The sequence below is a fragment of the Promicromonospora sp. NPDC059942 genome, assembly GCF_042731755.1.
GTDB lineage: Bacteria > Actinomycetota > Actinomycetes > Actinomycetales > Cellulomonadaceae > Promicromonospora.
Genome location: NZ_JBHWLR010000002.1, coordinates 501230 through 516269, shown reverse-complemented (window position 1 = coordinate 516269; position 15040 = coordinate 501230). Strand labels below are relative to the sequence as shown.

Genomic DNA, 15040 nt, shown 5'->3' with positions numbered 1-15040 from the left:
TCTCCGCCTACGGTCGCCGTATCACGCACACCGCTCCGAGAGGACCAGCCATGCCCGAGCAGACCAGCGCCGCCCCCACCGGATACACGTCCGTCGCCCCGTGGGTCGTCACCGACGACACCGGCGCTTTCCTCGACTTCGTCAGCCAGGCCTTCGACGGCGAGGAGCTGGCGCGCGTCGCGACCGAGGACGGGCTCATCGGGCACGGCGAGACCAGGGTCGGCGACACGGTGGTGCTGGCGTTCGACCGCCGGCCCGAGTGGCCGGCCATGCCCAGCCTGCTGCGCGTCTTCGTGCCGGACGCCGACGCCGCGTTCGGCCGTGCGGTGGACGCGGGCGCCACCGTGGTCACCGAGCTCGACGACAACGCCTTCGGCCAGCGCGGCGGACGGGTCCGGGACCCCTTCGGCAACATCTGGTGGGTGGTCAGCCACGTCGAGGACGTCCCGGAGGACGTGATGTGGCAGCGCCTCCAGGACCCGGTCTACGCCGAGGGCATGCGGGTGGCCCAGGCGACGCTCGACGCCGAGCTGAGCGGGCGCGAGCAGGGCCGCAGCAGTGCTCCCGTGCGCTAACCGGTAGCCGGCGCCCCGCGCCCGCCGCGCTCCAGCTCGGCGGCGAGCGCGGCCGCCGCCGCCGACAGCGGGCGGCTCGCCGAGTGGGCCAGGCGCACCGTCCACGTCAGCGCCGGCTCGACGTCGAGCGCGGCGAGCTGCGGGTCCGGCGCGACGGCGGACGCCGGGACGAACATGACGCCGAGCCGTTCGCGCACGAGCGCCTGGCCCAGCTCGAAGTCGGTCGCCTCGGTCTGGATCGTGCGGCGCAGGCCGGCGGCCGCGAAGGCGGCGTCGACCACTGCGCGGTTGCCCCAGCCCACGGGCGAGTCGATGAAGGCCTCGTCCGCGATCTGCGCGAGCCGCACCGTGCCCTGCCCGGCCAGCGGGTGGGTGCGGTGGCAGACGAACCGGATCGGCTCGCCGTCCAGGTAGCGCATGCGCAGCCCGGGGACGGTCTCGCTCGCCGTGGAGACGAGGGCGAGGTCGAGGTCGCCGCTGCGCACGGCGTCGAGGCTGCCCCGCGAGCCCGTCGCCGTCTGCCGGGCATGCACCACCACGGCGGGGTGCGCGCGCCCGAACGCGGCCAGCAGGCTCGCCAGCTCGAAGCCGGCGAGGTGGTTCATCATGCCGAGGCTCACCGTCCCGGCGACCTGCCCGCGCGTGGCGGCGACGGCGGCCCGGGCGGCGTCCAGCGCCGCGAGCACGTCCCGCGCCCGGGGCAGGAGCGCCTCGCCCTCGGGCGTGAGGGCGATGCGGCGGCCCCGGGTGAACAGGGCGCAGCCCAGCTCGCGCTCGAGCTGCTTGACGGCGGTCGACGCCGCGGACTGCACCACCCGGGCGCGCTGCGCGCCGGCGGTGAAGCTTCCCGTCTCGGCGATCGCCACGAAGTACTGGAGCTGATGAGGCTGCACCGACCAACTATCGCAGATCGCGATATCCGGCTTCACAAAGATTCGTTGGACACGATCGGTCGAGCTCGGCACGATCGAGTCGTGACACTCTCGACCAGCACCACACCGCCGTCCGGCATCCAGGCCCTGCCCGAGCCGGCGCAGCCGTCCCGTGCCCAGACCCCGCTCCCCGCGGGCGGCGGCCGTCCGCGCCGGCACCACGCCCGCGGGTTCTGGATCATCGCCTACGTCTTCGCCGTGACGATGGCCTTCGCCGGCGCACCGGCCCCGCTGTACGTGATCTACCAGGAGCGGGAGGGCTTCGGCTCGCTGGCGGTCACGTTCGTCTTCGCCGCGTACGCGGTCGGCGTCATCGCCGCGCTGTTCCTCGCGGGTCACCTGTCCGACCGGTTCGGACGCCTGCGCCTGATCGCCCCCGCGGTGCTGCTGAACGTGCTCGCGGGGCTCGTCTTCCTGACGTCGACGGACCTCGGGCCGCTCCTGCTCGCCCGCCTCGTCTCGGGCCTCGGCATCGGCCTGCTGACCGCCACCGCGACCGCCCACATGACCGAGCTGCACGCCGCCTCGCGCGCCGCGGCGGGCAGGCCCGCCGGCCGGCACGCCGAGATGATCTCGACGGCGGCGAACCTCGGCGGCATCGGCCTCGGCCCGCTCGTCGCCGGCCTCCTGGCCGACGTCGCGCCCGCTCCCCTGCACACCCCGTACCTGGTGCTGCTGTTCGCGCTGGTCGTCGGGCTGCTGCTGATGACGCTCGTCCCCGAGACCGTCGACGCCGTGGGCGAGCCCTGGCACTACCGGCCGCAGCGCGTGACGGTGCCCGCCGCATCCCGCGGCCCGTACGCGGGCGCCCTCATGGCGGGTTTCGTCAGCTTCGCGATGTTCGGGCTGTTCACCTCGCTGGCGCCGTCGTTCCTCGCCCACGACCTGCACGTCACGTCGCACGCCGTCGCGGGACTCGTCTCCTTCGCCGTGTTCGGCTCCGCCGCCCTGGCGCAGATCGCCACTGGCCGGCGCAGCACCCGGGCGCAGCACACGCTCGGGGTGACGCTCCTGGCCGCGGGCCTGGTGCTGATCGTCGGGGCGATGCTCACGGCGACCTTCCCGGCGCTCGTGGCCGGCGGGATCGTCACCGGGGCCGGCGCGGGCACCCTGTTCAAGGCGGGGGTCGGCACGGTGGTCTCCGTCGCGGCCGGCGGTTCACGCGCGGAGGCCCTCGCCGGGCTGTTCCTCGCGGCCTACGCCGGCATGTCGCTGCCGGTCGTGCTGCTCGCCGTCCTCCTGCGCGTGGTCCCGACGTCGGCCGCGGTGCTCGCCTTCGGCGTGCTGATGCTCGTGCTGCTCGCCGCGGCGTCGGCCCTGCTCCGCTCGGGCCGCCGCCCGGCGTAACCACCTCACCTTTGAGGCCCGGGTTTCTTGGCTCTGACCCATCTCAGAGCGAAGAAACCCGGGCCTCAAAGGTGAGTGAAGCAGCGGTGGCCGACGGCGGGTCGTCAGGCGGCCGCCAGCTCGACGGCCAGCTCCTCGACCAGGTCGTAGCCCTCCTGCATGCCGCCCTCCATGCCGGAGCCGACGATCAGGTCGCGGATCTCCTGGCTGGAGACGATCGTGCGGACGGTCAGGGTGGTGCGGCCGTCGTGCTCGGCGAGCGTGTAGTGGTTCAGGCTGGGCTCGGAGTCGCCGTCGGGCATCCCCTCGAACACCTCCGTGTGCGTCATGCGCCCGGGCGCCTCGATCTCGGTGTACTCGCCGTGGAACGCGACCTCGGAGCCGTCGTTCGCGGTCATCACGTACCGCCAGGAACCGCCGACGCGCAGGTCGACGGTCGCCTCGGTCACGGTGCCGCGCCGCCCGGCCCACCAGCGCCTGATCAGCTCGGGCTCGGTGAGCACCCGCCACACCTGGTGCCGCGGCGCGTTGAACTCCCGGGTGACCAGGATCTCGGTGTCGGTCGGGAGCGTCAGGACGGCGCTGCCCTTGGTCGTGGTGGTCATGTCAGTCTCCTTGTCCTGTTCCTGCGTCGGTCGGTGGCTGCGTCTCGAGCTCGTCGAGCACGTCGTCCATGAGGTCGAACCGCTCGTTCCAGAGCCGCTCGTAGCGGGAGACCCAGTCGTGGACGGCGCGCAGCGGCGCGCCGTTGACCCGGTACAGCCGGCGGCGCCCGTCGTCGCGCACGTCCACCAGCCCCACCTCCCGCAGCACCCGCAGATGCTTGGACACCTGCGGCTGGGCGAGCCCGAGCAGCGCGACCAGGTCGCCCACCGCGAGCTCACCGCCGGACAGCGCGTCGAGGATCTCGCGGCGACGCGGCTCGGCCACCGCGTTGAACGCGTCGGTCGTGGTCGCTGCTCGTGCCATGGCCCAAACATATACCCATATCGGCATGCGTCAAGACGTGCGCACACAGGGACGGTGCTTTCATCGTTCGGCACCTTTCCTTGACGACCCATTGGCGCGGCATGCACCGTTGTGCCCGGTCGGCCGCGCACGATCTGCCCGGCCGACGTCTTCCAACGAGGTCTGTGAGGGATGTGGCATGACGCTTTCGCGTCGGATGTTTCTCGGTGGAGCGGCCGGTGTGGCCGCGCTCGGACTTACGGGAGCGGGGGTGGCGTCCCCGCAGCGGGCGTTCGCCCTCGACCCGGACGGCATGGAGAGCAAGATGCTCTTCGGGGACGCGCAGGCGGGCGCCGCGTCGATCCCCAAGGAGAGCGGCAACGGCAACTACCACTCGTGCCGGATCCCGGCGATCCTGGCGATCCCGGGTACGAGCGTGGTCATCGCGGTCGTCGAGGGCCGGCCGAACCACAATCTCGATGACAGCGGCAACTTCAACCTGCTGATGCGCCGGTCCACAGACCTGGGCCTGACCTGGAGCGTCGCGTCGACGCTCGCGGGGGCCAGCCTCGACTGCTGGGCCAACCCCACCCTGGTGCACGACCGGATCACGGGCCGGCTGTACTGCTTCATGCTGCGCCGCCAGTCCGGCGAGCTTGTGGAGGTCGATCCCAAGCTCTACATCGCGACGTCGGACGACAACGGTGCGACCTGGACCGCTCCGGTGGCGCGGACCGACCTCGACCGACCGGGGACCGACAACGACTTCATCGGGCCCGGGAACGGGATCCAGCGCGCCGACGGCTCGCTGGTCGTGCCGGCACGCGGCCGGCTGATCATCAAGGAGCCGGGCGGGGACTGGGTCAACCACGACGTTCCCAACGGCCTGTACGTCAACGACAAGGGAGAGCGTCCACACCCCTACGGCGAAGGAACCGTCGCGGAGCGCTCGGACGGACAGCTGATCCTCAACTACCGCGCAACGAACTGGGAGCTTGACCGAGGCTTCCCCATGGCCCGCCGCGTGGCGATCGGCAACCCGGGTGACTGGCAGATGTTCGGCGAGGAGCACTGGCGCACGCAGATCATCGACCCCGGCAGCCACGGGGCGCAGATCTCGCACACGTACAACGGCAACCCGTACCTCATCCACCTCAACTCCAACAGCTCGACACGTGACAACCGCTACGTGATGACGCTGCGCGCGAGCGCTGACGACGGTGAGACCTGGCGGGTCTATCAGCAGCCACTGAGCAAGGACCCTCTGGCCAGCGAAGGGGACCAGGTGGGCAACCTGCGCGAGGGCGGGTATTCCGCGCTGACCTCGACGGGTAGCGGCATCGTCCTGGCACTCGTCGAAGCCCGTAGGGTGCAGGTCGCCAACCCGACACTGCGCAACCTGAACCTTGAATCACCGTGCGCCGTGGTGCTGCGCCGGTTCGACCCGAGCTGGATCATCACGCCGGCGGCCTGACACCCCCGAGGTGTGTTGCTGTGCGTAGACATTGTCGACGCAACGCACACACAGCCGGAGGGGTAACGGAGAGGGAGCACTGCTACCTCTCCGTTACCCCTCCGGCTGCATCATGCTTTCCCCGGAGCGACCTCCGCGCGGCGCCGCCTCAGCCCCGCGCCGGCGCCGTCGACGCCCGGACCATCAGCCGCTGCTCCGCCGTCCGACGGCGGGCACGCGCCGCCCGCGGCAGTAGGGCGAGCTCCAGCGCCTGCCGCCCCATCTCCTTCATCGGCAGGTGCACCGTCGTCAGCGCGGGCGAGAGGTGGCCGGCCACGGTCACGTCGTCGAACCCGGTCACGGAGACGTCGCCCGGCACCGAGACGCCCCGCTCCCCCAGCACCGACAGCACGCCGACCGCCATGTCGTCGTTGAGCGCGAGGATCGCCGTAACATCGGGGTGGGCGTCGAGGATCTGCCGGGCGGCGTCCTTGCCGCCGTCGAGCGTGAACGCCGCCTCGACCACAGGCAGGTCCGCGAGCCGCAGGCCGTGCGCGCCGAGCGCCTGCTCGACGCCGGTGAGCCGGTCGGCCATGGTGGCCAGCCGCCGCGACCCGGCCGCGACGGCGATGCGGCGATGGCCGAGGCCGAGCAGGTGGTCGGCGATGGCCCGGCCGCCCGCGACGTTGGCCGGCACCACGGCGTCGACGCCGAGCAGGGGGTGCCGGCCGATGACGGCGACCCGCCCGCCGGACGCCTCGAAGGCCTGCACCTGCGCCTTCATCTGCGCCTGGACCTCCCGGTCGAGGTGCCCGGAGCCGGCCACGACGATGATCCCCACGCCCGCGCCCGCGAGCGCCCGCAGCTGGGCCACCTCGGCGTGCGGGTCGCGGCCGGTGTGGCAGATCTGGACCATGCGGCCGTGGGCGCCGGCCACCTCCAGCACGCCGCTGGCGATCTCGGCGAAGTACGGGTCGCCGATCTCGTGCACCACGAGCCCGACGGACGGACTGGCGCCGCTCGCCAGGGAGCGGGCGTGCACGTTCGCGACATAGCCGAGCTCGGCCGCGACCGCGCGTACCCGTTCGGCGAGGGCCTCGGACACCCCGGCGGCCCCGGACAGCGCCCGGGAGGCGGTCGCGATGGACACCCCGGCATGCTCTGCGACGTCGACCAGGCGGAGCCCGGCGGTGTGCTTGCGCATCGAATCTCCTCGCCACAGGTAAAGCGACAGGTAATGGATGGTGCCAACACCCTTGTCACACAGCGTCCCAGTTCCTAGAGTGCCGTAAGCGGTTACGGAAGCGCTTGCCCACAATGATGTGGACCCACAAGGGAGTGGACCATGAGAGCAACCCGACGCCTGACGGTAGCGGCAATCGCCGCGGCCTCGGCACTGTCCCTGTCCGCCTGTCTGGCGAGCCCGGAGCAGGGCGGTGAGGCCGCCGGCGCCGACGACCCGATCGTCGTCGGCGTCTCGCTGCCCCTGACCGGCGACTTCGCCGAGCCGGGCAAGGGGGTCCAGCGCGGCTACGAGGCCTGGGCCAAGCACGTCAACGAGAACGGCGGACTGCTGGGCCGCCAGGTCGAGCTGGTCATCGTCGACGACCAGTCGAACGCGGACCGGGTCGCCTCGGACTACGAGCGGCTGATCAACCAGGACGGCGTGGACCTGGTCTTCGGGCCGTTCTCGACCCGGCTCGTGGTGCCGGCGGCGCAGGTCGCCCAGGACTACGGCTTCTTGTTCGTGGAGCCGGCGGGCGCCGCGGCGGAGGTCTTCGAGCAGGGCTTCGACAACCTGTTCTACGCGGCGCCGGCCATCGCCGACGACCACTACGACCACCTGGCGGAGTACATCCTGGCCCTGCCCGAGGACGAGCGGCCGAAGACGATCGCCGTGGCCTCGATGGACGACCCGTTCGCCCAGGGCACCGCGTACGGCCTGCGCGACCAGCTCGCGGAGGCCGGCATCGAGGTGGTGGTCGACGAGGTGTACCCGCCGAACACCACCGACTTCAGCGGCATCGCGGCGAAGATCGCGGACTCGAAGGCGGACCTGCTGATCGTGGGGTCGCAGTACCAGGACGGCGTGAACCTCGTGGTCGCGCTGCAGCAGCAGGACTACCAGCCGCAGATGGCGGCGATCTCGGGTGCGCCGACGAACGCGGAGTTCCCGGCGGCGATCGGCGACAAGACCGAGGGCATCCTCGCCCCCACCGGGTACACGCCGACTGCGCCCTACCCGTCCAACGAGGAGTTCGTCGAGTTCTACACGGCGGAGCACGACGCCCCGCCGGCCGAGGACGAGGCGAACGCCTGGACCACGGGCCAGGTCGTCGCCGCCGCGGTCGAGGCCGTGGGCTGCGCCGACCCGAGTCCGGAGTGCCAGGAGCAGCTGATCGGGTGGCTCCACGAGAACGAGGTGGAGACCGTCGTCGGCGCGCTGAGCTGGGATGCGCAGGGGCGGCCGCAGAGCGCGCACCTCATCCAGCAGTACGTGGACGGCGAGATCAAGATCGTGCTGCCGGACGACGTCAAGGAAGCCGACCTCGTCCACCCGAAGCCTGCGTGGTGACCCGATGACCGGTGCCCTGTTCGCGCAGAGCCTGGTGCTCGGCGTCCTCCTGGGCGGGCTCTACGCCCTCCTGGCCGCCGGCCTGACCCTGTACTTCGGCGTGATGCGCGTGGTCATGATCGCCCACTCGGCGTTCCTGATCCTGGCCGCCTACCTCGCCTGGTACTTCCACGAGCGCACGGGGATCGACCCGCTCCTGTCCCTGGTCGTCACGGTGCCGCTGTTCTTCGTGGTCGGGTACGGGATGCAGCGGTTCCTGGTGTCCCGGCTGCGGCCCATCACGCTGACCACCATGTCGGTGCTGCTCACGTTCGCGGTCGCGCTGACGATCGAGGGGCTGCTCGGGTTCGTCTGGACCGGCACCCAGCGGCGCATCCAGCTCGGCTACTCGGGCACGAGCATCGAGGTGGCAGGCGTCAGCATCGCCGTCGTGAAGCTCATCGCGTTCGGCCTGGCCGCACTGTCGCTGGGCGCGCTGTACCTGATCCTGCGCCGGACGTCGTTCGGCCGGGCGCTGCGGGCCACCACCCAGCACCCGGAGGCCGCGCGGCTGATCGGTATCGACACCGACCGCGTGGCCGGGCTCGGCTTCGGGCTGGGGCTGGCCACGGCCGCGATCGGCGGGACCGCGCTGGCCCTGGACTACACGATCTACCCGTCGCTGCACTGGCACTGGATCGGGCCGCTCATGGCGATCATCGTCGTGGGCGGGCTGGGCAGCATCCCCGGGGCAGCCATCGCGGCCCTGCTGCTCGGCGTCGCGGCGAGCCTGCTGCAGGTGCCGCTCGGCACCACCTGGGCGCAGACCGTGTTCTACCTGGCCCTGTTCGTGACCCTCATGATCCGCCCGCAGGGATTCTTCGGAGGTCGCCTTGCCCAACGCTTCTAGCGGTACCAGAGCCTCCGGCCCGACGACGTCCGGCCCGACGACGGCGCGCGTGGTCCGGATCGCCGCCCTGCTCGCCCTCGTGGTGGTCGTGCTCCTGTTCCCGTCGCTGGCCCCCGACCCGTTCATCCTGTCCGTGGGCGTGGTGATCCTGAGCTACGCCGTGCTCGCCACGTCCTGGAACCTGGTGGGCGGCTTCACCGGCTACATCTCGCTCGGCCACGCCGCCTACTCGGGCCTCGGCGGGTACGCCACGGCCCTGCTGATCCTGCGGTCCGGGCTGAACCCGTGGCTCGCGCTCGTGCTCGGGGCCCTGATCGTGGCCCTGATCGCGATCCCGGTCGGCATCGCGTCGCTGCGGGTGCGCGGCGCCTCGTTCGTGATCGTGTCGATCGCGCTGGTGCTCATCCTGCAGCTCACGTTCCAGAGCTGGCACACGTTCACCGGCGGCTCGGGCGGGCTGCGCGTGCCCCGGCCGTTCGGCCCGGACGTGCTGCGGCCCGAGCAGCACGAACGGTTCTTCTACCTGCACGCGGTGCTCCTGGCGCTGGCCCTGCTGACCTGGTGGGCCATCGAGCGCTCCCGGCTCGGCGCCGGGCTCAAGGCCATCCGCGAGGACGAGGACAAGGCGCAGGCGCTCGGCGTGCCGACGTTCGCGTACAAGCTCACCGCCCTGGTGACCAGCGCCTTCTTCACCGCGCTGGGCGGCGGCCTGTACGCGCTGTGGTTCGGCTACCTCGACCCGATCTTCCAGTTCTCGATCCTGGTCGGCACCTACATGGTGCTCATGGCGCTGCTCGGCGGGGTGCGCAGCCTGTTCGGCCCGCTGCTCGGCGCCGTCGTCGTCGGGTACGCGGTCGAGGTGTTCAAGTCGCAGTACGGCGACACGCAGTTCCACCTGGTCGCCACGGGCATCCTGCTGGGCCTGGTCGTCCTGTTCATGCCCGACGGCGTCATCCCGGCCCTGACCTCGTTCCTGAACCGGCGGCGTCGCGCGGCGTCGATCCGCGAGGTGAGCGCCGAGGAGCTCGCCCGGCAGCGCGCGGACGCGCAACGCGGCGACAAGCAACCAGAGGAGGCGCCACGATGAGCACCGCATCCGTGAGCACCGAGGGCCTGACCAAGTCGTTCGGCGGCGTCCGCGCCGTCGACGGCGCCTCCGTGGCGTTCCACGACGGCAGGATCAACGCCCTGATCGGGCCCAACGGCTCCGGCAAGACGACGTTCTTCAACTGCGTCACCGGCATGATCAAGCCGGACGCCGGGACGGTGACCTACCGCGACCGCGACATCACGGGGCTCGCCCCGCACCGGATCGCCCGGTCCGGGATCGGCCGCAGCTTCCAGCTCTGCCGCGTCTTCCCGCGGCTCACGGTGCTGGAGAACGTGCTGGTCGCGGTGCAGCCGCACGGCCTGCTGGAACGGCTGCGCGGCATGCGCAACCCGGACGACGTCGCCCGGGCCCGCGAGCTGCTGGCCCGCGTCGGCATCGACCACCTGGAGGACGCAGAGGCCCGCGACATCTCCTACGGGCAGCAGAAGCTGCTGGAGCTGGCCGGGGTGCTCATGGGCGACCCGCACACGATCATGCTCGACGAGCCGGCCGGCGGCGTGAACCCCGCGCTCGTGGACCGCATCGCCGACCTGGTGCGCGAGCTCAACGCCGAGGGCCGCACCTTCATCATCGTGGAGCACAACATGGAGCTGGTCATGGGCCTGAGCGACCACGTGGTGGTGTTCGACCGGGGTCGGCCGATCGCCCAGGGCACCCCCGCCGTCGTGCAGGACGACCCCCTGGTCCTGGAGGCCTACCTTGGCGTCTGAACTCGCACCCCAGGCGGCGGCCGGACCGGCCGCCCGACCCGGCCCCGCGGCCGAACCCCTGCTGCGCCTGACCGACGTGCAGGCCGGCTACGGCCGCGCCGCCCTCGTGCTGCGCGGGCTGTCCGTGACGGTGGCGCCCGGCAGCGTGGTCTGCCTCGTGGGACCGAACGGCGCCGGCAAGTCGACGGTGCTCAAGGTCGCGAGCGGCCTGCTCAAGCCGCGCGCCGGTCAGGTGGTGGTCGACGGCGTCGACGTCACGGGGCGCTCGCCGCAGCAGCTCCTGGCCGCCGGGCTGTCGCACGTGCCGCAGGGGCACAGCGTGTTCCCCGAGATGACGGTGGCCGAGAACGTGCTGCTCGGCGCCTACACCGTGCGCGACCGGTCCGAGGTCGAGGCCCGCACGGACTTCGTGACGGAGCTGTTCCCGCTGGTCGGCGAGCGGTGGTCCGCGCTGGCGGGCGCACTGTCGGGCGGGCAGCAGAAGCAGGTCGAGTTCGCCCGCTCGCTCATGGTGCGGCCCAAGGTCGTGCTGCTGGACGAGCCGTCGATGGGGCTGGACCCCAAGGCGACGGCGGTCGTGTTCGAGCAGGTGCAGCGCATGCGCGACGCCGGCACGGCCGTGCTGCTCGTGGAGCAGAACGCGCGACGGGCGCTGGAGTCGGCCGACGTCGGCTGCGTGCTCGACCTGGGCCGCGTGCACATCACGGGCCCCGCCCCCGACCTCCTCGCGGACCCCCGCCTGGCCCAGCTCTACCTGGGCGGCCGCCCAAGGGAGGCCTCTTAAAACCCACCCTCTCCCGTTGAGTGCTGGGTATTTGTTGCTCTGCGCCCCGTTCGGCCGCAGATACCCAGCACTCAACGAGGTGGGCTGACTGTTGGCTGTTCAAAGGAGAACTGTCATGTCACTCAGAACCACGCTTGGGAACTCGCTCGGCGGTGCCGGGCAGGTGGTGCTCGGCCTCGCGATCCTGGCCGCGCTGCTCGCCGGGCTGCACCTCGCACCGGCCACGTCGGGGGCGCCCGCATCGTCCGGCGGGGCCGCGTCCGGTCCGACGGCGCAGGGCGGCGGGCCGCCGTCGTCCCCCGGCCGCCAGGATCCGTACCAGGACAAGGTGGCCGACTACGGCGTCTGCCGCGGCACCGACCCGGCTTGCTACAACGACTGGGACCTGCCGCGCACCACCGACGGGCGCGTGCGCGTGCTCGTCTTCACCGCGACCGGCGTCTCGCGGCACGCCCACCTGGGGCCGCTGCTGCCCGCGGGCATGAACCCGCCGCTCACCTCGGCGCACGTCGCGCAGAACGCCGTGATCCGGTGGGGGCAGGAGTACGGGTTCGAGGTGGACTGGACCGAGGACGTGCGCCAGCTCGACGCCCCGGCCAAGCTCGCGCCGTACGACGCCGTGGTGTTCCTCAGCAACTCCCGCACCATGCTCGACGACGCGTCGCAGACGGCCCTGCTGCAGTACGTCCGCTCGGGCGGCGGGTTCGTCGCGGTGCACAACACGCTCGGCGCGATGTACCACTGGCCGTGGTTCCAGGGGCTGCTCGGCGGCGCCAACTTCTACGATCACGGGCCGCACCGCGACGGGCAGGTGCTCACCGTCGACCGCCGCGACGCCTCCACGAAGGACCTGCCGCGCCGGTGGGACTTCCGCGACGAGTGGTACAACCTCGAACCGTTCCCGACGGGCGTGCGGTTCCTCGCCGAGGTCGACACGGACACGATCGGCTCCGGCACCGGCTTCAACGGGCACCCCGGGCACGCGGGCGAGCACCCCGTCTCCTGGTGCCAGTACTACGACGGCGGTCGCGCGTGGGTCACCTCGCTGGGCCACGACCCGGCCGCGTGGACCGCTGACTCGACGCTGCCCGGCGCCGACTCGTTCAAGACCCACGTGGTGGGCGGCATCCTCAGCGCGGCCGGCGAGCAGCCCTTCTGCCGGTAGGTCCCTGCCGACGCACCACACCCCGCAACGCAAGCACTCCGCAATGACGACGACGACATTCAGGAGGCACCATGCGCACCAGACAACGATGGCGGTCAGCGGTGGCCGCGGTGGCGATCACCGCTACCGCCCTGGCCGGGCTGACGACGGCGACGCTGGCCACGGCGGCGGCTCCCGCCACCGACGCCGCGGCCGCGGCCCCGGTCGGCGAACCGATCGAGGACCCGGCCCCCGAGGAGAAGCAGTCGACGATCGGCCTCGTGCTCGAGGAGTACGCGCAGTTCCCGAAGACGGAGCCGATCCCGGCGCCCGTCGACCGCCGGCTGATGCGGCACGCGCGCATCAACGGCATCGGGGAGCTGCCGGACGGCTCGGGTCGCACGTACGTCCCGGACCTGAACGGCCCGCTGTACTTCCTGCGCGACGGCGAGCCGCGGGTGTACCTGGACGTGGCCGCGCGGTTCGCGCCGGAGTTCTTCTCCGGGCGCGGCATGGGCAGCGGGTTCGGGTTCGCGGCGTTCCACCCGGACTTCGAGCACAACGGCACCTTCTACACGGTGCACAGCGAGCGCCCCGGCAACGCCGGGCCGCCGTCGGACCCCACGACCTACCCGGCGCAGACGCCGACGTTCCTGCACGCGGTGGTCACGGAGTGGGTGGCAGACGACCCGGACGCCGACGTGTTCTCCGGGACGAGCCGCGAGGTGATGCGCCTGGGCTTCGCGGGTCAGGTGCACGCGATCCAGCAGATCGACTTCAACCCCACCGCCGAACCCGGCGACGAGGACTACGGCCTGCTCTACCTCGCGGTGGGCGACGGCGGCATCGGCGTCGGCACGGGCGTGCCGCAGCAGCGGGGCACGCCCGCCGGCAAGATCCTGCGCATCGACCCGGCGGGCACGAACGGGCCGGGCGGCACGTACGGCATCCCGGCGTCGAACCCGTTCGTGGACACCCCGGGCACGCTCGGCGAGATCTACGCGATCGGCATGCGCGACCCGCACCGGTTCAGCTGGGACACGAAGACGGGCCGCATGTTCCTCGGGCACATCGGCGAGCACGCGATCGAGGCCGTGTACGACGTCGAGGCGGGCGACAACTTCGGCTGGGGCGACCGGGAGGGCCGGTACGTCTTCGACGCCGCCGACCGCTGCAACCTGTACCCGCTGCCGGAGAACGACGACGAGCTCGGCTTCACCTACCCCGTGGTGGCGTACGACCACGACCCGCCGCCCGGCTGGTCGTGCACGGCCGACAGCGGGTACGCGATCAGCGGCGGTTTCGTCTACCGCGGGCGCGACCTGCCGGCGCTGAACGGCAAGTACCTGTTCACGGACCTGGTCGAGGGGCGGGTGTTCTACGCCAAGGAGTCGCAGATGCGGCGCGGGCGTCCCGAGGCACAGATGTACGAGCTGGCGCTGTACGACACCGACGGCACCCGCAGGCGGATGCCCGACTTCACAGGCGACGAACGGGCCGACCTGCGCATGGGCCGCGACGCGTCGGGCGACCTGTACCTGGTGGCCAAGGCGAACGGCAAGATCTGGAAGATCGTGGACACCGTCCACGCGCCGGTACCGCAGGACGTGCCGCGCTCGCTGGAGCAGAGCTCCGTGAGCTTCTACGACTTCGAGCACCCGTTCCAGCAGGACGGCGCCGTCGAGATCGACCGCGGCCTGTCGCGCACCTACCTCAACCTCATCAACGGCGGCGAGGGCATGCGGGTGGCGGACGGTGCCTACCCGGGCAGCAACAACTCGATCCAGCTCGGCCAGATCAACCCGCAGACGGCGGGCAACGACGACTGGAAGGCGGGCGTCTACAACGCGAACGGGGTGAGCACCCTGTCGGCGTTCAACGGGGTGGACGGGGCGACGGTCATGGGCTGGGTCAAGATGACCGGCCAGAACCCGAGCCCGAACACCACCACCGCGAACCCGGACGACTACTACAACGCCGTGGGCCTGGCGGGCCTGCTCAGCGGTGACTCCGACGGGCACGGCGTGCGCGCCCTGCTGGAGATCATCCAGGTGGACGGCGAGCTGCGGCTTGTGGCGCTGGGCCGGCGGCTCGACGGCGGCGCGTCGCAGACCTTCGCCGCGAGCGAGGACTGGCGCACCCTGCTGCCGCAGGACGAGTGGGTGCACCTGGCCGCGACGTTCGACTACACCACCGGGAAGATGGCCCTGTTCCGCAACGGCGAGCGGGTGCCGGGCTTCTACGTGGTGGACGGCGACCCGTGGCAGGTGGACGGCACCGGCACGTCGGCCACGACGCCGCGGGGCATCAAGATCGGCGGCAGCTTCCCGCAGGACACGCAGGAGCGGAACCCCTGCAACTGCCGGATGGACACGATCCAGCTCCTGGACCGCGCGATCACGCCGAGGGAGGTCGCGGCCCAGTACCGCCTCATGACCCGCTGACCCCTCCCCGCGGCATCGTTGAGTGCTGGGTCTCTTCGGGTTTCCAGTCCCGAAAACCGCAGACGGCCAACACCCCGCCCTTCGGGGGCGGGGGGGGACAGAACGCGCGGAACGGCTGCCCAGAAAAC

General features: G+C 71.8%; 14 protein-coding genes. 10 read left to right on the top strand and 4 right to left on the bottom strand.

The genetic code is table 11. The features are described 5' to 3' along the window. Positions 1 to 50 precede the first annotated feature (50 nt). A complete protein-coding gene (locus tag ACFV9Q_RS04800) occupies positions 51 to 575 on the top strand; it encodes a VOC family protein (RefSeq protein ID WP_377233404.1) in 525 nt (174 codons plus the stop codon). Here the strand turns inward: ACFV9Q_RS04800 and ACFV9Q_RS04795 are convergent. Next, positions 572 to 1468 carry a LysR family transcriptional regulator gene (locus tag ACFV9Q_RS04795; RefSeq protein WP_377233403.1) on the bottom strand — a complete coding sequence of 299 codons (897 nt, stop codon included), beginning with the start codon at positions 1466 to 1468 and terminating at the stop codon, positions 572 to 574. The two genes, ACFV9Q_RS04800 and ACFV9Q_RS04795, sit on opposite strands and share 4 nt — an antisense overlap. Before the next feature lie 81 nt (positions 1469 to 1549). On the opposite strand from ACFV9Q_RS04795, the gene ACFV9Q_RS04790 reads away from it, so the two are divergent. Next, entirely contained in the window at positions 1550 to 2854 is a 1305-nt protein-coding gene (locus ACFV9Q_RS04790) for an MFS transporter (protein ID WP_377233402.1), read from the top strand. 104 nt (positions 2855 to 2958) lie between these two features. On the opposite strand, the gene ACFV9Q_RS04785 is transcribed toward ACFV9Q_RS04790, so the two are convergent. Then, positions 2959 to 3459 (bottom strand): SRPBCC family protein, encoded by a 501-nt coding sequence (locus ACFV9Q_RS04785; protein ID WP_377233401.1) that lies wholly within the window; start codon positions 3457 to 3459, stop codon positions 2959 to 2961. 1 nt (position 3460) lies between these two features. Then, positions 3461 to 3823, bottom strand: a complete 363-nt coding sequence (locus ACFV9Q_RS04780) for an ArsR/SmtB family transcription factor (protein ID WP_377228377.1) — start codon at positions 3821 to 3823, stop codon at positions 3461 to 3463. Between the two features lie 178 nt (positions 3824 to 4001). Here ACFV9Q_RS04780 and ACFV9Q_RS04775 point away from each other — a divergent pair, with 178 nt between their 5' ends. Next, complete coding sequence (locus ACFV9Q_RS04775; RefSeq protein WP_377233400.1) at positions 4002 to 5276, top strand: sialidase family protein; 1275 nt, start codon at positions 4002 to 4004, stop codon at positions 5274 to 5276. 148 nt (positions 5277 to 5424) lie between these two features. Here ACFV9Q_RS04775 and ACFV9Q_RS04770 read toward each other — a convergent pair whose 3' ends face one another. Next, positions 5425 to 6459 (bottom strand): LacI family DNA-binding transcriptional regulator, encoded by a 1035-nt coding sequence (locus tag ACFV9Q_RS04770; protein WP_377233399.1) that lies wholly within the window; start codon positions 6457 to 6459, stop codon positions 5425 to 5427. 141 nt (positions 6460 to 6600) lie between these two features. Between ACFV9Q_RS04770 and ACFV9Q_RS04765 the strand changes: the two genes are divergently transcribed. From ACFV9Q_RS04765 to ACFV9Q_RS04735, 7 genes are all read left to right on the top strand, one after another. After that, positions 6601 to 7830: an amino acid ABC transporter substrate-binding protein gene (locus ACFV9Q_RS04765; protein WP_377233398.1), complete on the top strand. Its 1230-nt coding sequence runs from the start codon at positions 6601 to 6603 to the stop codon at positions 7828 to 7830. 4 nt (positions 7831 to 7834) lie between these two features. Further along, the gene (locus ACFV9Q_RS04760) at positions 7835 to 8719 is read left to right on the top strand and encodes a branched-chain amino acid ABC transporter permease (protein ID WP_377233397.1); all 885 of its coding nucleotides are present in this window, start codon (positions 7835 to 7837) and stop codon (positions 8717 to 8719) included. Further along, complete coding sequence (locus tag ACFV9Q_RS04755; protein WP_377233396.1) at positions 8703 to 9806, top strand: branched-chain amino acid ABC transporter permease; 1104 nt, start codon at positions 8703 to 8705, stop codon at positions 9804 to 9806. The genes ACFV9Q_RS04760 and ACFV9Q_RS04755 overlap by 17 nt, the downstream gene beginning before the upstream one ends. After that, positions 9803 to 10540, top strand: coding sequence for an ABC transporter ATP-binding protein (locus ACFV9Q_RS04750; RefSeq protein ID WP_377233395.1), 738 nt, complete (start codon positions 9803 to 9805; stop codon positions 10538 to 10540). Before ACFV9Q_RS04755 ends, ACFV9Q_RS04750 begins: the two co-directional genes overlap by 4 nt. Next, complete coding sequence (locus ACFV9Q_RS04745; RefSeq protein ID WP_377233394.1) at positions 10530 to 11324, top strand: ABC transporter ATP-binding protein; 795 nt, start codon at positions 10530 to 10532, stop codon at positions 11322 to 11324. Before ACFV9Q_RS04750 ends, ACFV9Q_RS04745 begins: the two co-directional genes overlap by 11 nt. 115 nt (positions 11325 to 11439) lie before the next feature. Continuing rightward, complete coding sequence (locus tag ACFV9Q_RS04740; RefSeq protein WP_377233393.1) at positions 11440 to 12489, top strand: ThuA domain-containing protein; 1050 nt, start codon at positions 11440 to 11442, stop codon at positions 12487 to 12489. Between the two features lie 71 nt (positions 12490 to 12560). Further along, positions 12561 to 14912 carry a PQQ-dependent sugar dehydrogenase gene (locus ACFV9Q_RS04735; RefSeq protein ID WP_377233392.1) on the top strand — a complete coding sequence of 784 codons (2352 nt, stop codon included), beginning with the start codon at positions 12561 to 12563 and terminating at the stop codon, positions 14910 to 14912. The last annotated feature ends 128 nt before the right edge of the window (positions 14913 to 15040 follow it).

Coding starts and splice junctions, on each gene's coding strand:
- ACFV9Q_RS04800 (WP_377233404.1), top strand. CDS start 51: ATGCCCGAGCAGACCAGCGCCGCCCCCACCGGATACACGTCCGTCGCC.
- ACFV9Q_RS04785 (WP_377233401.1), bottom strand. CDS start 3,459: ATGACCACCACGACCAAGGGCAGCGCCGTCCTGACGCTCCCGACCGAC.
- ACFV9Q_RS04780 (WP_377228377.1), bottom strand. CDS start 3,823: ATGGCACGAGCAGCGACCACGACCGACGCGTTCAACGCGGTGGCCGAG.
- ACFV9Q_RS04775 (WP_377233400.1), top strand. CDS start 4,002: ATGACGCTTTCGCGTCGGATGTTTCTCGGTGGAGCGGCCGGTGTGGCC.
- ACFV9Q_RS04770 (WP_377233399.1), bottom strand. CDS start 6,459: ATGCGCAAGCACACCGCCGGGCTCCGCCTGGTCGACGTCGCAGAGCAT.
- ACFV9Q_RS04765 (WP_377233398.1), top strand. CDS start 6,601: ATGAGAGCAACCCGACGCCTGACGGTAGCGGCAATCGCCGCGGCCTCG.
- ACFV9Q_RS04760 (WP_377233397.1), top strand. CDS start 7,835: ATGACCGGTGCCCTGTTCGCGCAGAGCCTGGTGCTCGGCGTCCTCCTG.
- ACFV9Q_RS04750 (WP_377233395.1), top strand. CDS start 9,803: ATGAGCACCGCATCCGTGAGCACCGAGGGCCTGACCAAGTCGTTCGGC.
- ACFV9Q_RS04740 (WP_377233393.1), top strand. CDS start 11,440: ATGTCACTCAGAACCACGCTTGGGAACTCGCTCGGCGGTGCCGGGCAG.
- ACFV9Q_RS04735 (WP_377233392.1), top strand. CDS start 12,561: ATGCGCACCAGACAACGATGGCGGTCAGCGGTGGCCGCGGTGGCGATC.